This is a genomic window from Coriobacteriia bacterium, assembly GCA_013336165.1.
Taxonomy (GTDB): Bacteria; Actinomycetota; Coriobacteriia; order Anaerosomatales; family JAAXUF01; genus JAAXUF01.
The window spans coordinates 170,721-192,316 of sequence record JAAXUF010000004.1 but is presented as its reverse complement, the minus strand read 5'-3'; the positions used below and the strand labels follow the sequence as shown (position 1 = coordinate 192,316).

At 60.2% G+C, this 21,596-nt stretch carries 18 protein-coding genes; all 18 read left to right on the top strand.

What is annotated here, in order from left to right:
• Positions 1 to 160: AEC family transporter (locus HGA39_04960; protein ID NTW28696.1), on the top strand; the 160-nt coding region annotated here is incomplete at its 5' end.
• 45 nt (positions 161 to 205) lie between these two features.
• Positions 206 to 880 (top strand): ComF family protein, encoded by a 675-nt coding sequence (locus HGA39_04955; GenBank protein NTW28695.1) that lies wholly within the window; start codon positions 206 to 208, stop codon positions 878 to 880.
• Between the two features lie 303 nt (positions 881 to 1,183).
• Complete coding sequence (locus tag HGA39_04950; protein ID NTW28694.1) at positions 1,184 to 2,059, top strand: transporter substrate-binding domain-containing protein; 876 nt, start codon at positions 1,184 to 1,186, stop codon at positions 2,057 to 2,059.
• 229 nt (positions 2,060 to 2,288) lie between these two features.
• Positions 2,289 to 3,140, top strand: coding sequence for an amino acid ABC transporter substrate-binding protein (locus tag HGA39_04945; protein ID NTW28693.1), 852 nt, complete (start codon positions 2,289 to 2,291; stop codon positions 3,138 to 3,140).
• A 109-nt stretch (positions 3,141 to 3,249) separates the two neighbouring features.
• Positions 3,250 to 4,599 (top strand): amino acid ABC transporter permease, encoded by a 1,350-nt coding sequence (locus HGA39_04940; protein NTW28692.1) that lies wholly within the window; start codon positions 3,250 to 3,252, stop codon positions 4,597 to 4,599.
• A 3-nt stretch (positions 4,600 to 4,602) separates the two neighbouring features.
• A complete protein-coding gene (locus HGA39_04935; protein NTW28691.1) occupies positions 4,603 to 5,337 on the top strand; it encodes an amino acid ABC transporter ATP-binding protein in 735 nt (244 codons plus the stop codon).
• Positions 5,338 to 5,438: 101 nt separating this feature from the next.
• Positions 5,439 to 5,993: a ribosome-associated translation inhibitor RaiA gene (raiA, locus tag HGA39_04930; protein ID NTW28690.1), complete on the top strand. Its 555-nt coding sequence runs from the start codon at positions 5,439 to 5,441 to the stop codon at positions 5,991 to 5,993.
• Between the two features lie 191 nt (positions 5,994 to 6,184).
• Positions 6,185 to 6,868, top strand: coding sequence for a hypothetical protein (locus tag HGA39_04925; protein ID NTW28689.1), 684 nt, complete (start codon positions 6,185 to 6,187; stop codon positions 6,866 to 6,868).
• 263 nt (positions 6,869 to 7,131) lie between these two features.
• Entirely contained in the window at positions 7,132 to 8,469 is a 1,338-nt protein-coding gene (locus HGA39_04920) for an HD-GYP domain-containing protein (GenBank protein NTW28688.1), read from the top strand.
• 3 nt (positions 8,470 to 8,472) lie between these two features.
• Positions 8,473 to 9,627, top strand: a complete 1,155-nt coding sequence (locus tag HGA39_04915) for a hypothetical protein (protein NTW28687.1) — start codon at positions 8,473 to 8,475, stop codon at positions 9,625 to 9,627.
• Positions 9,627 to 10,190 (top strand): DUF5317 domain-containing protein, encoded by a 564-nt coding sequence (locus HGA39_04910; GenBank protein ID NTW28686.1) that lies wholly within the window; start codon positions 9,627 to 9,629, stop codon positions 10,188 to 10,190. Before HGA39_04915 ends, HGA39_04910 begins: the two co-directional genes overlap by 1 nt.
• A gap of 1,258 nt (positions 10,191 to 11,448) precedes the next feature.
• Entirely contained in the window at positions 11,449 to 13,572 is a 2,124-nt protein-coding gene (locus HGA39_04905) for a hypothetical protein (protein NTW28685.1), read from the top strand.
• A 403-nt stretch (positions 13,573 to 13,975) separates the two neighbouring features.
• Positions 13,976 to 16,735: a preprotein translocase subunit SecA gene (secA, locus tag HGA39_04900; GenBank protein NTW28684.1), complete on the top strand. Its 2,760-nt coding sequence runs from the start codon at positions 13,976 to 13,978 to the stop codon at positions 16,733 to 16,735.
• Between the two features lie 3 nt (positions 16,736 to 16,738).
• Positions 16,739 to 17,887, top strand: a complete 1,149-nt coding sequence (locus HGA39_04895) for a peptide chain release factor 2 (GenBank protein NTW28683.1) — start codon at positions 16,739 to 16,741, stop codon at positions 17,885 to 17,887.
• A 6-nt stretch (positions 17,888 to 17,893) separates the two neighbouring features.
• On the top strand, positions 17,894 to 18,661 hold the full coding sequence (locus tag HGA39_04890; protein ID NTW28682.1) for a PHP domain-containing protein: 768 nt from the start codon (positions 17,894 to 17,896) through the stop codon (positions 18,659 to 18,661).
• Complete coding sequence (locus HGA39_04885) at positions 18,658 to 19,587, top strand: YitT family protein (GenBank protein ID NTW28681.1); 930 nt, start codon at positions 18,658 to 18,660, stop codon at positions 19,585 to 19,587. Before HGA39_04890 ends, HGA39_04885 begins: the two co-directional genes overlap by 4 nt.
• A gap of 127 nt (positions 19,588 to 19,714) precedes the next feature.
• Entirely contained in the window at positions 19,715 to 20,569 is an 855-nt protein-coding gene (locus HGA39_04880) for a transketolase (GenBank protein ID NTW28680.1), read from the top strand.
• Complete coding sequence (locus HGA39_04875) at positions 20,566 to 21,498, top strand: transketolase family protein (protein ID NTW28679.1); 933 nt, start codon at positions 20,566 to 20,568, stop codon at positions 21,496 to 21,498. Before HGA39_04880 ends, HGA39_04875 begins: the two co-directional genes overlap by 4 nt.
• Positions 21,499 to 21,596 lie beyond the last annotated feature (98 nt).

Below are 21,596 nucleotides of genomic sequence, written 5' to 3'. Positions count from 1 at the left end.
CCGATCTACGGTGCTTGAGGCCGGGATGCCGACGATGATGCTCACGCTGGTGGTCGGCGAGCGGTTTGGGCTTGATACCGATTTTCTAGCGTCGGCGATTCTGGTGACGACCGCCGGCGCCGCGGTCACGCTGCCGCTCATGCAGATGCTGGTTCGCTAGGCGCTGCCGGCAACCGATGCCGCGCGGACCTAGGAGGCGGCTTCGATGCGCATTCTGGAATCCCTCGCCGAGCTCGTCTTTCCGACGCGGTGCGCCGGCTGTGAACTCCCGGGCGAGCTGCTGTGCCGTGCCTGCCGTGAGTCTCTTCCGCTCATCGACCTGACAGGCGCCTGCCCGCGCTGCGGCGCACCATGGGGCCGCCTGGTCTGCACGGAGTGTTGGGACCGCGAGTGGAAATTCGAAGCGGCGCTTTCTCTCGGCGAGTTTGAGGCCCCACTCGCCCGCGCCGTGGTTCTGCACAAAGACGCGGGGGAGCGCAGGCTTGCCTCGACCTTGGGAACCCTCCTCGCCGAGAAGATCGGTGCCGAGTGGCCCGCGTGGCCGGGCGGTATCGCGTTCGTCCCGGCGACACGGGAGGCGCTCCGGCGGCGCGGCTTCGACCACGGTCGCGCCATCGCGGCCGCAGTGGCAGCGGGACTTGAAGTGCCGCTCGTTCCGGCGCTGATCAGAACGCGCGCACTGGATCAGCGGCTGCTTGGGCGGGATGCGCGCAAGGCGAACGCGGCTGGCACATTTGCGGTCACGGCGTCGGTGGTAGGCCGAGTGCTTCTGGTGGATGACGTCTTCACGACAGGTGCCACACTCGACGACGCCGCACGTGCGCTTCTCGAGGGTGGAGCAGCAGCAGTTCGAGTGGCATCAGTGGCTCGGGCATGGTGAGCGGCATGCTAGAATCATGGCGTTCCCGCTCGGGTCTGTGGTTGCGGACGCGAAAGCTTCCTAGTCCATGGTAGACGCGGCCAAAAGGATCCACGTAAGCCGGCAGTGTCAAAGCTGTCGCGCGAGCATGGCGCGTCTTAGGGGTAAGTCGTACCGCTCGATGAAAGCCGCATCCCGCGGCTTCGAGCGAGAGGGCCGGTAGTGAGATTGCATCAAGCGGAAGCTCCGGTATGCGAGTGTGGGGCCAAAGACCAGGTCAGCCGAGCGGGAACATATTGGCCGAAGGTGAGCGAGGGAGCGGGCGTGAGCGGAAGCATTCGTTCAAGGGTGGTACCGGTTGCACTCGCGGTTGTCTTGTCGGCGGCGATCCTCGGCGGATGCGCTTCTCCCAAAACGAGTTCGCAACAGTTGTCGCCCGTGGTCTCCCCACCAACAGTGAATCAGGCAGGCGTGCTTCGCATCGGTATCGACCTCGCATCCCCGCCCTTTGGGGGAACCGATCTCGGCAAGCAGGCCGGCATCGACATGGATGTCGCTGCGGCGCTGGCGAACAAGCTTGGTTTGGCGCTGGTGGTGGTCGACGTGAAGGCATCGGATGCGGCAACCGCGCTGGCGGATGGCCGGGTCGACGCCGTGATGTCGGTGCCCTTCTCCCAGGTCACCGTAGGACGGGTGTCGATCGCAGGAACATACATCTCCGATGGTTCCGGGCTCTTCACAACCTCCGACAGCACCATGTCTGTGACAGCTTCGCAAACGGCCGAGATCCTGCCGATCACCACGAAGCTGGGAGCGCAGAAAGAGTCTGCGGCGTACTGGGAACTCGTATCTCAGGTGGGCACAACGACAGTGACGACGTATTCCACCTTGCGCGAAGCGCTTGTCGCACTGAGCGGCCACCAGATCGATGCGGTTTGTGGCGACGCCTTGATCGGGACGTACATCGGCAGGGATCTAGGCGAGATTCGTTTTGCCGGGCAAATTGCTCCTGCTCATGTGCTTGGGGTGGCGGTCGGGTCAAAGAACACCGTACTCGGCGATGCCATACGCAAGGCGCTTGACGCTCTTGCCGGGGATGGAGTGCTCAGCACTGTTCGGCGTAAGTGGGTTGGTGACCTGCCAACGCTGAGTATTCCAGTAAGCTCTGAGACAACGACTTTGAGCGCCTCAACCAAGTAGAGACGAGCGGCCCTTTAGGATCTCGCTCTCGGAAGTCCTCGATATTCTGTATCGCATAAAGCGGTCACCACTCGTGCGTGAACCTCTCACGTGCATACATATCGCAATCTTCTGCATAGCACGAATCACATTCTTGTTATTGCAGAAACGGTGTATGATTATGCACTAGTTTAACAGCGTCGGCTTTGCCAAGCCGACGGGGACGTCTGGTTCACAATAAGGAGGAGAGATGTACAAAGTTCGTCGAATCGCGAGGCTCGTCCTCGCCATGGGTCTGGCGCTCGCCATCGTGGCGGTCGCAGGCTGCAGTAGCAGCACCCCCAGCAGCACCCCCAGCACCACGACCAGCACCACGCCCGACTACAAGCTCGTCAAGGCAGGGGTTTTGACCGTCGGCTCCGACACGGCATTCCCTCCCTTCGAGGCCATGAACGGCTCCACCGCCGAGGGCTTCGATGTTGATCTGGCTGTCGCCATAGCCAAGGAGATGGGCCTGACCGTCAACTTCACCACACAGAAGTTCGACACGCTCATCCCGCAGCTCAAGGCCGGCGGAACGTTTGACGTGATCATGTCCGCCATGACGATCACATCCGACCGCGAGAAGGAGATCACCTTCTCGAGTCCCTACATCGACTCGAACCAGTCGATCGCTGTGACCAAAGGCAAGTTCGCCAAGGTCAGCGGCAACAACACCAGCGCGATCAACACTGCATTCACCGGTAAGATCATCGGCGTGCAGTCAGGCACCACCGGTGAGGCGTGGGCAAAAGAGAACCTGAAGGGCGCGAAGCAGATCGTGCCGTTTGACGACACGCTCGCCGCTTTCTCCGCTCTCGCGGCCGGCAAGGTCGACGCCATCGTCAATGACCTGCCTGTCTCGGCGTACATCGTCAAGGACGCCACACGCAACGCCGAGATCATCGCCGAGATCCCCACAGGCGAGCAGTATGGTATCGGCATCGCACAGAGCAACGCCGGTCTGAAGAAGGCGATCGATGCAGCGCTTGCCAAGCTGAAGTCGTCCGGCCAGTACGACACGATCTACAAGAAGTGGTTCGGCGTCGCGCCGACCAAGTAGCGGCATCACAGCCCTACAAAAACGATTGTGATGACGTAAGCGGCATATAACCCGAGGCCCCCGGCGAGATCCGGGGGCCTCATCCGTCAGCCGGCTGTGAGGCGCGCTAATGAAGACACGGAATCGGATTCCCCTGAAACGCCTGGCGGCGATGTTCGCCGCCGTCCTGGTGTTGTCGGCCTTCGTGCCGGCCATTGCGGGAGCGATGACGGTGACCCAGTCGAGTACGCGTCCGAATGGGTTCGCCGGCCAGGACACTTATGGTGGCAAGCCGACGAGGCTGACATGGGAGGTGAGCGTCGACGAGGGCGAACCGTCGGTCAAGTCGCTCACCCTCACACTTCCTGAAGGAACCGATCTGTCGAAGTCCTCGGTCGACGTTGTCACCCTCAAGGGGCTGACGCGGGGTTCGGTTCAGTCGACCTCGAAGGTCTCGGCCAATACAGTTCGTGTTGATTTCTCCGAGTCGATCGAGGCGCCCTCCAATATCCGCGTGACGGTGGAAGACATAGTGCTTCCCGCGAAGGGCGTGACCTTCCAGGTCCAGGGCAGTGCGGACACCTCCGCCGGCGTGCAAGCGATTCCGGCCGCCAAGGAGGCATTGGTCGTCAAACCGATGACGGTGCCCGAGCGTCTCATCTTCATGCTCGACCAGCAGAAATGGGTCGAGAAATGGAACTCGGTCAACTTTCTTGCGATGTTCTTCAAGCCACAGATGATCGTGGCGAGCCTCTCCCTTCTGGGCGCGGGCTGGCTTATCTCGTTGCTGCTGGTTGGCGTTGGATTCCCGGTCGCCATTCCTCTGGGACTGGCACTGGCGTTCGCCAAGATGTCGAAGATCGCGCCTGTGCGTTGGTTCGCATCGGTCTATGTGAACGTCATTCGCGGCACACCGCTCTTCCTGCAGATTTACATCGCCTTCTTCGGGCTACCCCTCATAGGAGTGCAGGCGAACAAGTACGTGCTGGGAATCATCGTGCTCGCGTTGAACTCCTCGGCATACCTCACTGAGATCTTCCGGGCAGGCATACAGTCGATCGCCAAGGGGCAGTTCGAGGCAGCTTCGTCTCTCGGAATGAGTTACTGGCAGTCGATGCAGTACGTGATTATTCCGCAGACGGTGAAACGGGTTCTCCCGACGATGACGAGCGAGTTTATCCTGCTGTACAAGGACACCTCGCTGTTGTCGGCCGTTGGCGTGTTCGAGCTCATGATGTACTCAAAGAACCTCACGGCCATCACGGGTAACGTCACCCCGTATGTTGTGGCCGCGCTGTTCTATCTGATTGTGACTACGCCTCTCATCCGCTACGTACAGACGCTCGAGCTGCGCTTGGCGGTCGCCGAGGGCGGCGCCACGCCGCCGCAGAAGAAACGCCGCAGATGGCCCTGGCAGCCTGCGTCCGCAGGTTCGGAGTCGGCACTGCTCGCATCCAGCGTCGAACACGAGTCGAGGTAATCGATGTCACAGCCGATCGTGCGCATACAGAACCTGAAGAAATCCTTCGGCGCTCTCGAGGTTCTGAAGGGTGTCGATCTGGAAGTCCAAAGAGGGGAGGTCGTCGTCATCCTCGGCCCGTCGGGCTCAGGCAAGTCGACGATGCTTCGCTGCATCAACAGGCTCGAGGAGCCGACCAGCGGTAAGATCTTCTTTGAGGACATCGAGATCACCAATCCGGGCACCAACATCAACACCATCCGTGAACATATCGGGATGGTGTTCCAGCAGTTCAACCTGTTTCCCCACCTGACGACCAACGACAATGTGATGCTCGCCCAGCAGCGGGTGCTCAAGCGCTCGAAGGCCGAGGCCGAGCGCATAGCCGCCGAGCAACTCGACCGCGTCGGCTTAGGAGACAAGCTCGACTATTACCCGGCACAGCTTTCCGGCGGTCAGCAGCAGCGAGTCGCCATCGCTAGGGCGCTTGCGATGGATCCCCATGTCATGCTGTTTGACGAGGCGACGTCGGCACTGGATCCTGAACTGGTTCGCGGCGTTCTCGATGTCATGAAGGCACTGGCAAAGGGCGGCATGACGATGATCGTGGTGACGCACGAGATGGGTTTCGCGCGCGATGTTGCCGACCGCGTGGTGTTCATGGATCAAGGCGTTGTACATGAGCAGGGCACGCCTGAAGAGGTGTTCGATCACCCTTGCAGCGACCGCACCAAGGACTTTCTCGGCCACATATCGTAGGAGCAGGCATCGGCGACTGCGAAGTGCCCCTCTTTGCGCTGGCGAAGCGCGGGGAGGGGTATTCTCTTTGTACTAGCCGACGATGATAAGGGGGCCCCTCGATGCAAGTCACCGTCACAGGACGCCACATGGTGGTCAACGATTCCCTTCGGGTGTACGCCGAGCAGAAGTTCGGCCGCATTAGCAAGATCTTCGATACCGAGCCTCTGTTGGCCGAGATCGTCTTGCGCGAAGAGAAGAATCCGTCGATAGCACGGGCCAGCGTGGCCGAAGTGACGCTCAGGCTTCAGGGAGGCGTGGTCCGTGCCGAGGAGGCTGCTCCCGATATGCATGCGGCCATCGATCTGGCGGCGGACAAGGCTGAGGCGCAGATGAGGAAGTACAAGAGCCGCATCATGGATCGGCGGAACGGAAAAGCCACCGCGACGGTCGTGAAGACGGCTGCAGGGGATGCCGAACTTGCACCGAAGGCTGAGCCAGAGGTGGTACGCATCAAGCTTGTTGATGCACGGCCGATGGCGCGCGAAGACGCGATTCTTCAGCTCGAACTTCTCGGCCACGATTTCTTTGTGTTTCGTGACGCCGAGACAAATGCGGTTTCGGTTCTATACCGGCGCAAGGATGCAGATTACGGACTTATCCAGCCAAAAGAGTAGACTTGCCTGCGCTTGGAGGGCCATGTCAAATTGAGCAAGGTCATCTGCAAGGCACATCCGAATATGAAAAGTAGGTTACGGAAGTTGACACTACTCTTGCGTAGCACCTAGAGTACTGGGAAGAAGCGCGCGCATTCCGCGCAGATGTGGTCAGTGGGGCAGCAGCATACGTCGTAGCAGGGAGCTCCCGAGTGGACCAGAGCGTATCTCCAGTAAGGGTCGAGGAAATCGAAGCTGCGCTTGCGGAGGTCGGCGATATCAAGGCTGCCCGCATAGTCGCCTCTCCCGATGGTGTCATCCAGGAGATCCACGTCCTGGCCTCGCCGAGCAAACAGCCCAAGCAACTCGTTCGCGATATTGAGTCTACGCTCATGGCGCAATTTGGGATCCCTGTCGATCACAAGAAGATCTCGATTGCGATGCTTGGCCGGGAGGCCCTGAGGCCCATCGAGGAAGAGACTGTGGCCGCAGAGCCCCAACTTCGCGCCGAACGTCCTCGCATCACCGAAATCCAGGCGAGCATCAGCGGCGTTCAGGCTTCGGCGGCGGTCACGCTCGACATCTGCGGCACCGAGTATGTGGGCACAGCAGATGGTCCTGCAAGTCAGACGGGTCGGTTGCGCCAAGTGGCGCTCGCGGCTTTGGACGCCGTAAGCCAATATACCGAAGACACGGTCTCCTTCGCGTTGGAAGACGTCTCCATCGTGCAGATGGGACGAGAGAGAGTCGCGGTCTCTTGCATTGCTTTGGTCAGCGGGTTTGGTGAACGTACATTCTGTGGGTCAGCACTCGTTCGTCAGAATGAAAACGACGCGATCGTTAAGGCGACGCTTGATGCGATCAACCGACGGATGGGCTTTCTGACAACCAAATAGATTTCCAGTTTGGACCGGCGCCGTGAACCGATTTTCGAACACTGTCAGCACACCAATGAGCGGAGCGGACAGCGTTCTTCCATCACGAGCGAGATGGGAGAAGACCACACCAGTTCCACGAAGGGGGTCTTCTTACCATGAAGCGCATGATTCTGGTTCTCGCGTCTCTTGCTGCCGTCGTTCTTGCCGGCGGTGCGGGTTTCCGTATGTAGTTGCTCTACCGGCCCGGTCCATGTTTTTGAGAGGGGGCGAGGGGTAAGGCGATGGCAGACACATGGCCGAATACCCCTCGTCCTTTTCTCATCTTAGTCGCGTTTGTGACCGCGACATGTTTGCTTGTGCTGAGTGAATCTTGGCTTGTATACCCGCCGGTGTGGTCGGTTCAGATTGCGCTTGTCGCCGTTGCCGCGGCCACTCTCGAGTTCTTCGCCTCGAAGCTTCCTGTATTCACAGTATCGCTCACCTATCCTCTGGTGATGTGCGCGATTGTCCTTGGTGGTCCCGCGGCTTCATCACTGGTCGCCGTCGCATCTGCTGTCGTCATTACGGGAATTGAACGGCGAAGGCCGCCGCTAGTTCTTCTGTTCAACTTCACGCAAGGCGTACTATGGGCTTGCCTCGGAGGATGGGCCTACACGCTGCTTGGTGGTCATGTTCTGGCCACGTCGCCCAGTCTCTTTCGCGTTCTGGTCCGCGCGGACTTTCCTCCTGCGCTGTACGGGATGATAGGAGCCGCTCTTCTGGCGTGCGTAGTCAACCTGGTACTCGTGAGCGCCGGAATTGCCACCTTCAGCAAGGGCCAGTTCTCGGACGTGTTTTCGTCTATGTATGTCTTTGTGCCTACACAAATCGCTCTAGCGTTTGTTGGATTCCTGATGGCTCAAGTGCTTGCAATCAACATTCTTGCGCTTCCGTTATTCGCGTTCCCACTACTGTTCGCCCAGCAGTTGTACCAGCGCTACACCACCCTGAAAGGGGCCTATGCTGACACAGTGAGATCGCTCATCGGGGCACTTGAAGCAAAAGACTCCTATACACGGGGTCACTCGGAGCGGGTGGCTGACTATTCGGTGGCACTCGGGCATACGCTGAAGTTGGATTCTCGAACTCAGGAGCGTCTAGAGTATGCGGCGCTATTGCATGACCTCGGGAAACTCGCGGTGCCCGGATGTGTTCTCACGAAACCGGGAGCGCTTGATGATGATGAGTACCGATCCATACAACTGCACCCATCGCGTGGGGCTGAGATGATTCGGAGAATACCGCCGCTGTCAGATCTTGCGGATTACGTGGGAAAACACCATGAACGATTTGGCGGGGGTGGTTATCCCGAGGCCATTTCGGCTCCGGAAATACCTCTGATTGCGCGGATATTGGCGGTTGCGGATAGCTATGATGCGATGACGACCACTCGTGCCTATCGCCCGGCCCTGAGTAGAGAGGTTGCGGTCTCGGAACTTGTCAAGGGCAAAGGCACACAATTCGACCCCGTGGTCGTTGAGGCATTCATTGAGGGACACGTAGTAGACAGTCTGGGAACCTCCGAATCGCAGGTCGAAGCCACGCGGAGTCCACAGCAACTGGAAGTAGGGGAGTCGTAGACGATGGGACTTCTAACTGAGGTTTCGGGAATGCTGATTGTCCCGCTGTGGGGTATTGCATGGTGGCAATACGCGGTGACGATCTTCTCGGCTCTTGTTCTACTCGACACTTTCGACATTCCACTTCCTCGTGGCGATAGCATTAGTGTTGGTGGAGCTCTGTGCGCCGCGGGACTGATCGTTCTTGGCCCCCTCGGAGCGATCTCCGCTTGCTTCGTGGCGATGGTTCTTGCGGTCGTAATCCGTTGGAAGAAGCGGCGGCATGATGGCATAGTCGGCCGATTCATCGCACGAGCCGCCGCGATCACTGCTTCGCTCATCGTGTTGGCTCCGTTGAGCGCGTGGCAGGCTGATTGGGCCGGTCTGGCGTCGGCCATTCTGGTGCCTGCCGTGTTCCTCTCTGTAGAACTGGTGACGGGGCAGATTGTCTCCGCCGAGAAGAGCGGAAGAGGATTCGGTCGGCTCTTGACCGGGAACCTGCGAACCCAAGCTCCGTTGCTCATTGCACAATGGTCTGGGGCAGTTCTGTTTCTGTTGATATATCAGGGGATGGGGCCTTGGAGCGTCATTCCTGTGGTTGCGCTTCTGTTGCTGATGAGGCAATCGTATACGCTTCTCCTTGACATCCGCGAGACGTATCGGACTACTGTTGAGGTGCTCGTTGAGGCTGCGGAAAGTCAAGATGAGCGTCGGCTCGGGCACGCTGAACGGACCGCCGCAGTCGCCAGAGCGATTGGAGGCAGCCTGGGCCTGTCGGCCTCGCAGCTAGAAGCCGTGAGCTACGCCGCTCTGTTGCACGATATCGACGCCATCAGCGCAGATGCCGGACATCATGCTTGCGACGAGCAAGGGAGCCCGAACTTGAGGCGCGGCAAGTCATCTGAGGTGATCCGTGGGGTGGAGTTCTTCGCGGACGTGCTTCCCATTCTGGAAGTGTGTGATGGTAATCCGTCGCGAGATGTTACAGAAAGCCAGAAGCTGGCCGCACTTGTCGTGGCAATCGCCAGTGATGCAGATGCAGCAGAGGACGAAGGAGTCTGGGCTGCTCACTCGGCGCCAGCCGTCGATGTCGTTGCCCCAATCATTAGTGCGCAAGGCAAAGCTCAGGTCGTCGGTGCCGCATTGGCACTGGGTTTCAAAGTGCCGGCGATTCGCTGATGCTCGCCCTGTATGCTACGGCGTTTGGCCTTCTGCTAGGTATTGCCTCGGGGGGTTCACTGCGGAATTTGTCCAAGCTGAGGCTCCGATGGGAGTGGCTAGTCGTTTCTCTCTTCGTTGTGCAGGGTGCGGCACGCGGGAGACTGTTTGGGATTGTGGGATCTCAGACTCTCGGGTTGGCGGTGTGGATAGCCGCATCAGCAATCCTTGTCGCAGTCCTTCTTGCGAATTGGCGGCAACCTGGTTTGGCAATCGCTGCAATAGGCATGGCGTTGAATATTGATGTGGTACTGCTCAACTCGGGCATGCCAGTGGAATTGGGTTGGGTCCGAGATCTGAACGCTTCTGTCGTCGGAGATGCTATCGGCTCAAGCTTGGGGTTCTACCACCTAGCCGGCAACATGAGTATCCTGACGTGGCTCGCCGACGCTATGCCTCTCCATGTGATGGGACATTGGTTCTTCTACAGCGTTGGTGACGTCCTGTTGGTGGTTGGTGTCTTGATAGTGATACTGCGTGGAACCTTGGGATCTCGCGAGCAGGATCCGCGCAAACTCGCGTAATCGCTTGAACTGAATCTCGAGTTTGTTGTACAAGTGACTATCTATCCGCCGGCACCCCTCGCCCGCATTCTTGGAGGTACACATGTGTGCCGTAGTAGGGGGTCGTGCTGTGCCGGATTTTGGCGCAGTGCTGGACAGGGGACGTCTAGTACGTGCGGTATCGAACCTCGGAGGGCGACCCTGCGTCATTTATGGACCTTCGGGCTCAGGCAAATCCGTGGTGGCCGCTCAGTACGTTTCGAGCGCAAGATCGCAAGTCATCTGGATTGACGCTGGCGGCGAATGCATTCCTGCCAAGAGGCTAGCAGGAATAATCCTGAAAGAATGTGGATGCGCCGAGGCCAATCTGGCGGCGCCCTTGTTTTCGGAGGAATTAGCACTGCCCGACTTGCTTGACGCGGTTGTCCGTTGCCTAAGATCGGAATCCCTGGCGGGCAACCTCTGCGTCGTGCTTGACGACTTGGGGAGAGTCCCAGACTCCAATTTAGTCTGTGAGATTGGCGCAATAGGCAAGGCTCTATGGCGCTGTGCCTCCCAGCTGATTGTCACAACGAGACAGCTTGACAACTGGCCTCCAAAGGTCCTCTGCGAATCCGGTCTAGTCGGGCCAGATGAACTTGGGCTTACGCTCTCGGAGGCGCAAGAAATGCTGCATGCACTCGGTATGGACATGCTTGCCAGCGAGGCACCGGCATTGCATGAAGCGTGCGGCGGCCACCTTGCCTTCTTCACGGTCCTGTCAAGCCAAGCCCTGATTCACGGCGCAAACTGGAGCGCGATGCGTACTGTGCCGCTTAACGCCTGGCTAGAGCGCTTGATCTACTCCGAACTGACTGCTTCAGAACGGGACATTCTGTTTCGCACTACATTGCTGAGGTCAGGTGATGGGCAAGATCTTGATGCACTCGATGTTCCGAACACAACAGTGATCGCTAATCGGTTGGCTTCAGTATTACCCCTCTTCAAGATGACCAAGACTCACGATTCTCGCTGCGAGTTCCGAGTTCACGATTTGGTTGACGACTTCTTTGCGGAGCGACAAGAGAAGGGCGTGCTTCACCCAGATTCTGTGGTCGTCACAAGTGCGGTTACTTTGCTAACGAATCGACTCGATTATGCGCGGGCAGCAGAACTACTGCTCCGCATGCGAGATATTCCACGTATCCAAGAATGGCTTGATCTGCACGGCGAAGAGGCCTTGGGCGCGGGGAACTACACTTCACTGGCCAGGTTGGTAGATGCGATCCCAGTTGCCTCTATGATGGCGCAACCAAAGCTCTTGGTGCTCTGGGCTGAGCTCAATGCTGAGATGGGGAATGTCGAGGACGCTCTGTCGCGATGTCGGGCTGCGAAGTTGCTTGCAGAGCACGATGGCGATGTTGATGTGGTCAGGGAGGCGCTGGCGCTATCTCTGGTTTACTTGCGACAGCTCAACCGAAAGGACGAGGCAAAGGCGTTCGCAGAGGAGATACTCGCCTCCCATCATGTCGAGGACGACAAGGCCCTACTGGCCCAGACTCTGGTCTGTCTTGGCTACAACAGGATCATTCACGGCGAGATGGTTGAGGCAAAGGCATTCCTGGATCAGGCAAACGAAGTTGTCTCAGGCGCGGACTTTCCGGGACCGCGACGAGTAGTCCGAGAGGCGATAGAAGCATCCTCAATCGTTTCCGCCCTCGCTTTCGGAGATTTCAACTCTACAGTCCGCATTCTAGGCCCGCTGATAGGCGAGAAACAGGGGCTATTGAGCTCTAGGGTAACGGTACGCGGCAATGTGGCCGTCGCGTTGGCGGAAACTGGACGGTTGGATCGATGTGAGGCTCTTCTTCGAGCGGTCGTCCAAGATATCGAGCGCAACAAGCTCGATCTATTTGCGATGGCGTTCTATCCGGCGCTCGGTTGTGCTCTCGCGGCGAGAGGAGCGATACCTGAGGCGATCGGCTGGTTCAGAGAGGCAATACGCATAGCGATTCAGTCAGGGGATGAGCCGGACGTCGCTTCAGCGCGAGTGTATCTTGCGAGTATCTTGCGTGCCGCAGGCGATCTAGACGAGTCACTCATTGAGGCGGAGCGCGCATTTGAGCATCTGTCGATGTCGGACTACATGGCGTACAGGCGACTCGCCGCCCTAGAGGTCGCAGCATCCCTTCTCGCTCTGGGGGATCCCTCTGCTGCCCGTGCCTGGACGGAGTCTGTGGCAGCGAATGGCTTTCAAGGCAACCGGTATCACGCTCTGCGCGCAGATATGATCCTCGCCGAGATCGAAAGGCGCGACGGTGAGCTTGACGCTGCCGTAGCGCGCCTGGCGACGCATCGCGACTATGTGCTATCCGAGAACCCTAATTGGCAGATCGCGATGTATTGCCGTGCTTTCCCGGCGTTGCTCGGCATGTTCGCGTTGGCGGTTGGTTCGAAGTGTCTGCCATCACATATGCTGCGCATGATCCCGCCTGAACACGCCGAGAGGATCCTGCTGGAATCTCGATGTTTCTTGGATGACGCCACGTGGGAGCAGCTGGGCCTTCGGCTTCTCGGCGAGTCTGAGTTCAGGAATCTGCTTGCCCGGGGCGGGCTGCCGCTGTGCCATGTCCGCCTGTTTGGAGGTCTTGAGGTCAGTATCGGCGGAAACACCATCCGGGAGCGGGACTGGAAGAAGCGCAAGGCAAGACTTCTGTTCACAATGCTTGTGGTTCGCCGCGGCCATGACATCCCACGGGATCAGATCTGCGAACACCTCTGGCCCGAGATGGAGGAGGAGCGGGCTGTCAGCAACCTGTATGTCATTTGGAGCACGATGAAGACTACTCTTGGGGGCGGCGCCGACAAGAACAAGCCGAGCGCCTACGTTGAGAGTGTAGGAGGCGTCTGCAGAATCGTGCGCGACCGTGTTAGGTCTGATGTCGACGACTTCGAGGAGAGCCTTCAGCGCGCCCGTGAGGCTGAAGCCGCCAACGATGCCAAGGCGGCTCTGCGCGCCTACGAGAGAATCGGCGACATCTACCGAGGAGACTTGCTTCCCGGCGATTGCTATGACGACTGGTTCGCGAATCTGAGGGAGCACTACCGAACCGAGTTCGTGGATGCGATGCAGCGTGCCGCTCAGCTTCTGGTCAGCCGGGACGACCCTGCCAACGCCCTCGTGTTCGTTCGCCGTGCGATCCAGTGCGACCAGTACAGGGAGGATCTCTACCAAAGCGCGCTGCGATGTCAGATAGCGGCAGGACAAAGAAGTTCGGCGATCGATACCTATCTACAGTGCCGAGACAGGCTCTCGGATGAACTTGGTCTGGATCCCTCGGCGGAGACATGCGCTCTTTATAGCGCGATCTTGGCGATGGAGGCACGGCCGCAAACGCCCCTGGTGGATCCTCTCGCCGACTGAATCGGTCTTTTCCTTTCCAGACAAAATTCAGGTAAGAAACGGTTAAGATCGCCCCGCTATGCTGCTCTCGAACCGGTGCCCCCGCACCGGTTCACGCGGGGCTCGTCGGGTTCCTCGGCAACGAGGCTAGCGAGCGATGGAGTGCGATCCACCGAGGCGAGAGGCGGGAGTCTCTGAGGGGCACCGGAAACGGGTCGCGGCAACATCGGCTGGACCCGATGGGTTCTGCGCTTCCGCTCTAGTTCGGGCCAACGGCGGCATGCGACGTCGGCGGCCCGAACTGAGCCGGATTGTCTCCCGCACGCTGCATCCCATCGGGCAGCGCCGCTTCGGCCCTGTGCTAAAATCGGGTTGCTTCTACGTTCCCCCGAATCCACTTCGTCTTGAAGGCGCAGACACACCTATGGCCAACTTCTTTCAGAAGCTTCTCACGATCGGTGAGGGCAGGCAGCTTCGCGAATATGAGAACCGAGTCGCTCGAATCAACCAGCTTGAGCCGGAAGTAAAGGCGCTATCCGACGTTGAACTCGCCGCCAAGACGATTGAGTTTCGCGAGCGGCTCGACAACGGCGAAGCACTTGATGACCTTCTCGAGGAGGCTTTTGCAGTCACTCGCGAGGCGTCCGTTCGAACCCTCGGCATGCGGCATTTCGATGTGCAGCTTATCGGTGGTATGGTTCTGAACAGCGGAATGATCGCCGAGATGAAGACTGGTGAAGGCAAGACGCTGGTTTCGACCCTCGCCGGCTACCTGAACGCTCTCCCAAGAACTGGTGTCCACGTCGTGACCGTCAACGATTACTTGGCCAAGCGCGACAGTGAGTGGATGGGCCAGATCTACCGGTTCCTCGGCATGAATGTCGGAATCATCCAATCGCAGATGGATCCCTCACAACGCATTCCTGCGTATGCGGCCGATGTGACGTACGGCACAAACTCGGAGTTCGGATTCGACTACCTGCGCGACAACATGGTCGTGCGCCCCGGCGACAGGGTGCAGCGCGGGCATGCGTTTGCAGTCGTGGACGAAGTCGACTCGATCCTCATCGATGAGGCTCGCACGCCGCTCATCATCTCCGGCGCGGGAACAAAATCCGCCGATGCGTACAAGAAGTTCGCGCGAGTCGTTCCGCGCTTGCGTGACGGCCTCGACTACGAGCTCGATGAGGCGAAGAAGTCCGTCGCCGCCACGGAAGACGGCCTCCGCAAGATCGAAAGCGCGCTCGGCATCGAGAACATCTACGCCGATCCGTCGGGACAGCTGGTCAACCATCTCCAGCAGGCGCTGAAAGCGCAGTTCCTTTTCAAGCGCGATGTCGACTACGTCGTCAAAGACGGCGAGGTCATGATCGTCGACGAGTTCACAGGCCGCCTGATGTATGGCCGCCGCTACTCGGAAGGGCTGCATCAGGCCATTGAAGCCAAGGAGCGGGTGAGCGTTCGGGAGGAGAACCAGACCCTCGCGACCATCACGCTGCAGAATTACTTCCGCCTCTATGAGAAACTCTCCGGTATGACCGGTACGGCCGTCACGGAAGACGCCGAGTTCCGGCAGATCTACAAGCTGCCGGTCATGGTCATTCCCACCAACCGCGACATGATCCGCGACGATCGCAACGACCTGATCTACCGCAACGTCGACGCCAAGTTCGGCGCGGTCGCCGATGAGATCCAAGAGCGAAACGACGCTGGTCAGCCCGTTCTTGTCGGCACGATCTCGATTGAGAACTCCGAGCGCCTCAGCCGTCTGCTCACCAAGCGCGGCATCGAGCATGACGTCCTGAACGCGAAGTTCCACGAGCAGGAAGCACGTATTGTCGCGCAGGCCGGACGCCTCAAAGCTGTGACCATCGCCACCAACATGGCCGGCCGTGGAACCGACATCATCCTTGGCGGCAACCCTGAGTTCCTGTGGCCAGACATCCTGCTGCAGCGCGGAATCGACCCCGAACTGGCTACCGGCGAACAGCATGCGGAGGCACTCGCCGAGGCGAAGCGCATCTGTGCCGAGGAGCACGTGAGGGTTGTCGAGGCGGGCGGTTTGGCGATCTTGGGCACCGAGCGTCACGAGTCCCGGCGTATCGACAACCAGCTGCGTGGCCGCTCCGGTCGTCAAGGCGACCCGGGGCTGTCGCAGTTCTATCTCTCGCTTCAAGACGACCTAATGCGCCTCTTTGGCGGGGACCGTATGGACCGGATCAGCTCGATGATGGAGCGCACTCAGATCCCCGACGACATGCCAATCCAAGCCGGTATGGTCAGCAAGGCGATCGAGGGTGCGCAGCGCCAAGTGGAATCGATGAACTTCAGCGCGCGGAAACATGTCCTCGAGTACGACGACGTCATGAACAAGCAACGTGAAGTGATCTACGCCGAGAGGAACCGTATTCTCGACGGCAAAGATGTGCACGACCGCGTTGAGGAGATCATGGCCTCAACGATTCTCGCTGGGGTACTCGAATTCTGTCCGGAGCGCTCGTACTCCGAAGAGTGGGATTGGGACGGACTGGCGACCTGGTATCGCGAGTTGACCGGAATCACCGGGGCTGTCGAGGAGCTTGAAGGCGAGGGTGACAATCCGCACGAGGTCGCCGATACACTCACCGGCCGTGCGCTTGAGGTGTATGGGCGCAAAGAAGAGCTGCTCGGCCCCGACGGGCTGCGTGAACTTGAGCGGCAGGTCATGCTGCGCGTAATCGACACGCGTTGGATGGACAACCTGCAGGAGATGGACTACCTGAAAGAGGGCATCGGCCTTCGCGCCATGGGCCAGAGGGATCCGCTTGTTGAGTACAAGAGCGAGGCGTTCGGGATGTTCGGCGCACTCGTCCACTCTATCAATGAGGATTTCCTGCGTACGGTGATGCACATCGAGATCGTGTTCGAGCCCGCTCCGGAGATGCCGGCGTCGCTGGCAACGGCGAGTTACTCGGCGCCGACCGAATCCTCGATCTTTGCCGGCGCTGCCGCCGCTGCCGATGCGTTTGGCGTGGGCGGACCGACACCCGGCCAGATCGCGGCGGCATCGGCAGCGGCCGGAAGCGAGAAGGCCGCTACGGTCGTCAAAGACAAGGCCGATCCTTGGGCGAACGTGGGCCGCAACGACCCCTGCCCGTGCGGTAGCGGCAAGAAGTTCAAGAAGTGTCATGGAGCGATGGTCTAGAGCATGATTGAGAACAGAACTCAGGAAATAGCGGCGCTTCGCGACAAGGTCGCCCAGATCGCCGGCTATCTGCACATCGACGCCAAGCGGGTGGAGTTGGCATCGCTTGAGGCCAAGGCCTCGGAGCCGAGCTTCTGGGACGATCAGGCGTCGGCCCAAGCCACAATGGCTCAGGCGGCCGGGCTGCGCGAAGAGATCTCGACGTGCGACGTCACCATGGCAGCGCTCGATGACGCCGAGGTCGCCAACGAGCTCGCAGTTGCCGAGAACGACGAGGAACTTGCTGCAGAGGTCGACGTGGCACTCAAGGAGCTTGGCAAGCGTGCAGTTCAGCTTGAGGTGGGTTCGTGGTTCACCGAGGAGTTCGACCACGGCGATGCCATCATCTCGATCAGCCCCGGGGCGGGTGGGCTTGAGGCCCAGGACTGGGCCGAGATGCTCATGAAGATGCTCACGAAGTACGCCGAGCGCAAGAAGTGGAAGGTCGAGGTGAACGACCTGACGCCGGGCGTCGAGATCGGAATCGACCGGGCGGTGTTCACCGTGCATGGACGCGATGCCTACGGGATGCTGCAGTCGGAGATGGGCGTACACCGGCTGGTGCGCATCAGTCCTACGGATGAGAAGAAGCGTCGCCAGACGACGTTTGCCGCTGTCGAAGTGCTCCCGGTGTTGCCGGACGACATCGCGGTTGATGTCCGCGACGAAGACCTGCGCATCGACGTCTACCGCTCCAGCGGACCGGGTGGGCAGTCGGTCAACACGACCGACTCGGCCGTCCGCATCACGCACATCCCAAGCGGACTTGTGGTCACCTGCCAGAACGAGAAGTCGCAGCACAAGAACAAGGACGCCGCGATGCGGATTCTGCGCGCTCGCCTCTATGAGATCGAGAAGTCCAAGCGCGACGCCGAGATTCAGGAACTCAGGGGTCCCAAGCGCGACAACTCCTTCGGCAGCCAGATTCGCAACTACGTGCTTTACCCTTACCAGCTCGTGAAAGACGTGCGCACGGGCGTGGAGACCGGCAACGTCGAGGCTGTGCTTGACGGCGACATCGACGAGTTCGTCGTCGGGTATCACCGCTGGCGCGTTCATGCCGAGGGTGCGGCAAGTGCCTCGGCGATGACCGCTCCGGCTCAGGCCGGGTAGGCGCCCATGCGATTGCTCGCCGACCTTCATGTGCACAGCGTCGCCTCCGGCCATGCGTTCTCCACGATCGCCGAGAACGCCGCGGCTGCACGTAACTCAGGTCTCGAGCTCATCGCCATCACCGATCACGGCCCCGCTGTGCCGCAAGGTTCGCACTTCTGGTATTTCTGGAACCTCAAGGTCGTGCCCAGCATTCTCAACGGCGTTCGCATACTCAAGGGCTGCGAGGCCAATGTTTCCCCGAGTGCCGAAAATCTCATCGACCTACCCGAGATGGTCTTGGAGAACCTGGACTTCGTGGCCGTGGGATTTCATCCTCTGAGCGGTTGCGACGGGAACGACCGTGCCCGCAATACGGAGCTTCTGCTCCAAGTGATGGCCAACCCGTATGTTGACCAGATCTCGCACCCCGGCAATGAGGAGGAGTTCCCGCTACTGCTCGACCCAATTGTCGAGGCAGCAGTGCGCTACAACGTCATCCTTGAACTGAACGGGCACTCTTTCGACGCCACCAGCTCAAGGTCGTCGTCAGCCAAGCGCGAACGCGAGTTTGCGCAGGCGGCGCTTGCTGCCGGAGCGCCCATATCCATCGGCTCGGACGCGCACTTCGCGCTCCACGTAGGTCGGTTCGAGGCAGCCGTCGCAGTGGCCGAGGAGTTGGGCTACACCGAAGAGCGCATCGTGAACCACTCTGCCGAGAGCGTGCTGGCGCACCTCACCGCGAAGCGGGCTCGGCCTCGGCTCGACACCGGCGGCGTTTGGGAGACGCCATGAGTCGCGCGGGTGCAACGGGAAAGACAAAGAGGGGGAGTGGCGGCGTGGTCATCGGACACGTGCTGAAGAGCAGGCGCGTTCGCGACTTCGCTTTGATGACCCTGGGAATTGCGCTGGTCGCATGGGCACTCGATGCGTTCCTCATTCCCAACCAGATCGCTGCAGGTGGCGTCTCCGGTCTGGCGACCGTCATCTACTACTGGGCCAAGGAGACGTTCGGCCTCAACCTCCCGGTCGGCGCCCAAATGCTGGCGATGAACGCAGTTCTGCTGCTCATCGCATGGCGGGTGCGCGGTTTGCCCTACGTCGCGAGGATCCTGTATGGCGCCGTTGGCCTTTCGGTACTGGTTGACGTCTTTGCGCGGTTCTCGCCTGCGCTGGCGGGAGATGATCTTCTCCTGGCGGCGCTGTACGGCGGCGCCATCACGGGCCTTGGCCTCGGTCTTGTCTTCAAGACGGGAAGCAATACCGGAGGTTCGGACATCATTGCGCAGCTGCTCGCGCGCAAGCTGCCGTTTGGGGTCGGCCAACTCATGCTGGTCGTCGATGCCACGGTCACGGCGCTCGCGGCGTTTCAGTTCGGTCCCAAGCTTGCTCTCTACGGCGCTGTTGCGATCTTTGTCGCCTCCGCGGCGATTGACCTCGTTCTTGAGGGTGTCTCGGTCGAGCGAGCGGTGTGGATCATCACCGATCAGGCCGAGACTATCGGCCGCGCAATCAACTTCGATCTCGGCAGGGGAGCGACTCGGCTTGAGGCGACCGGAGTCTACACGGGCGAAAGGCGAGGAACCATCTTCGTCGTGGTCTCGCGCAACGAGATCGACGATCTCAAAGCGATCGTCGCGGCAATCGACGCGAATGCAATGGTGATCATCTCGAACGTGCATGAGGCGATCGGCGAGGGCTTCAAGGAAATGAATCGTTAGGTTTTTGTGGTTGCCGGCGCGAAGTTCCGGCTGCCTGAATGGTATCCTTGCGAAGGCTCGGGAGCGTATGGGCTGCGACAGGGCGCAACGCACAACGAGATCGAGAATGCGGAATAGGAGCACCTGAATGTCTGGTAGCGACGTCATCAGGGCAAAAGCGGCCGGGATGCGCAGAGACATCGTCGAGATGATCGCCAAGGCCGGAAGCGGGCACCCCGGCGGTTCCCTCTCGGCGGCCGATATTGTCGCCACACTCTACTTCGGCGACGTCCTTAGACACGATCCGAACCGGCCCGACTGGCCTGCGCGGGACCGGTTCATCCTTTCGAAGGGGCATGCGGCACCCGTGCTGTATGCCGCACTTGCCGAGGCCGGCTACTTTGGCAGAGATCACTTGGGGACGCTGCGCAAGCTCGGGTCGATCCTGCAGGGCCATCCGGACTGCAAGAAGACGCCCGGCGTCGAGGTGTCCACCGGGTCGCTTGGCCAGGGACTCTCGATCGCGGCGGGACTAGCGGCAGGGCTTCGCGGAGGGGAACATCCCGAGAATTCGCTCGACGACCGCACGGTTTTCTGCCTGATGGGAGACGGCGAGATCCAAGAGGGCCAAGTGTGGGAGGCTGCGATGTTTGCTGCCCACGAGGCCTTGGGCAACCTGGTCGCCATCGTTGACCACAACGGGCTTCAGATCGACGGCGCTTGCTCTGAGGTCATGTGCGTGGGTTCGGTCGCGCAGAAGTTCTCGGCGTTCGGCTGGACGGCCGTCGAGGTCGACGGCCATGACGTCGACGCGGTGCGCGACGCACTGCTGCAGGCCAAGGCGCACGAAGGCGGCCCCATCGTCGTGGTGGCGCATACGGTGAAGGGCAAGGGCGTCTCGTTCATGGAAGGCGACGCAGGATGGCACGGTAAGGCACCGTCCGCCGAGCAGGTCGCGCAGGCTGTCGCGGAACTCGCGATGGATGAAGGGAGCGAGGAGTGAGCCCCAAAGCAACTCGTGAGGCGCTGGGCGAGACACTGCTTGAGCTGGCGAATGAAGGATTCGATGTCGTGGCCGTGGAGGCCGACCTCTCGAAGTCGACGACAACCGCCAAGCTTGGCCACGTCTATCCTGACAGGCTCTTCAACGTCGGCATCGCCGAAGCGAACATGATTGATATCGCTGCCGGGCTCGCGGTGTCAGGCAAGATCGCCTTCACTGGCTCGTTCGCGGTGTTTGCGACAGGACGGGCGTACGATCAGATTCGCAACACCGTCTGCTATAGCTGCCTCAACGTGAAGTTGACCCCTACGCATGCCGGCATCACGGTCGGCCCTGACGGCGGAAGCCATCAGATGCTTGAGGATATCGCGCTCATGCGCGTACTCCCGGGCATGCGCGTGCTCGTTCCGGCCGACTACAACGCCGCCAAGGCGGCGATCCGCGTAGCGGCGGCAACGCCCGGGCCGTTCTACATCCGTCTCGGCAGGATGGGTGTGGCCGAGGTGTATCCCGCGCGGCACGAGTTCGAAATCGGCCGTGCGCATACGCTGCGCGAAGGAACCGATGTCACGCTGGCAGCCTGTGGCGTGATGGTGGCCGAGGCATTGGCCGCTGCGGAAACGCTTGCTGCCGAGGGCATATCGGCAGAGGTCATCGATGTGGCGACCATCAAGCCGCTCGACGCGCCTGCGCTGATCGCCAGTGCACGTAAGACCGGCGCCGTGGTAACGTGTGAGGAGCACAGCATCATAGGCGGGTTGGGTTCGGCGGTCGCCGAGGTGCTCGCCGAGAACGTTCCCACACCAATGAAGCGTGTGGGCGTGAATGACGTGTTCGGTACTTCAGGTGAACCTGCGGAGCTTATGGCGTATTTCGGCCTAGATGCCGATAGCATCGTGCGTGCGGCGCGCGAACTTCTCGGCAGGTGAAGCGGACGAGGCTATGGGTAGCGCGCTCTCATGCGTGCGCGTATCCACACGATGACCATACGGCGTGCGCTCGGCAACGGTGCGCTCTTTGCTAAACT

Excerpts from the sequence above, each read along its gene's own strand:
- HGA39_04915 (NTW28687.1), top strand. The coding sequence starts at position 8,473 with ATGGGACTTCTAACTGAGGTTTCGGGAATGCTGATTGTCCCGCTGTGG.
- HGA39_04940 (NTW28692.1), top strand. The coding sequence starts at position 3,250 with ATGAAGACACGGAATCGGATTCCCCTGAAACGCCTGGCGGCGATGTTC.
- HGA39_04905 (NTW28685.1), top strand. The coding sequence starts at position 11,449 with ATGATGGCGCAACCAAAGCTCTTGGTGCTCTGGGCTGAGCTCAATGCT.
- HGA39_04910 (NTW28686.1), top strand. The coding sequence starts at position 9,627 with ATGCTCGCCCTGTATGCTACGGCGTTTGGCCTTCTGCTAGGTATTGCC.
- HGA39_04885 (NTW28681.1), top strand. The coding sequence starts at position 18,658 with ATGAGTCGCGCGGGTGCAACGGGAAAGACAAAGAGGGGGAGTGGCGGC.
- HGA39_04920 (NTW28688.1), top strand. The coding sequence starts at position 7,132 with ATGGCAGACACATGGCCGAATACCCCTCGTCCTTTTCTCATCTTAGTC.
- HGA39_04945 (NTW28693.1), top strand. The coding sequence starts at position 2,289 with ATGTACAAAGTTCGTCGAATCGCGAGGCTCGTCCTCGCCATGGGTCTG.
- raiA (NTW28690.1), top strand. The coding sequence starts at position 5,439 with ATGCAAGTCACCGTCACAGGACGCCACATGGTGGTCAACGATTCCCTT.
- HGA39_04890 (NTW28682.1), top strand. The coding sequence starts at position 17,894 with ATGCGATTGCTCGCCGACCTTCATGTGCACAGCGTCGCCTCCGGCCAT.
- HGA39_04955 (NTW28695.1), top strand. The coding sequence starts at position 206 with ATGCGCATTCTGGAATCCCTCGCCGAGCTCGTCTTTCCGACGCGGTGC.
- HGA39_04880 (NTW28680.1), top strand. The coding sequence starts at position 19,715 with ATGTCTGGTAGCGACGTCATCAGGGCAAAAGCGGCCGGGATGCGCAGA.
- HGA39_04895 (NTW28683.1), top strand. The coding sequence starts at position 16,739 with ATGATTGAGAACAGAACTCAGGAAATAGCGGCGCTTCGCGACAAGGTC.
- HGA39_04935 (NTW28691.1), top strand. The coding sequence starts at position 4,603 with ATGTCACAGCCGATCGTGCGCATACAGAACCTGAAGAAATCCTTCGGC.
- secA (NTW28684.1), top strand. The coding sequence starts at position 13,976 with ATGGCCAACTTCTTTCAGAAGCTTCTCACGATCGGTGAGGGCAGGCAG.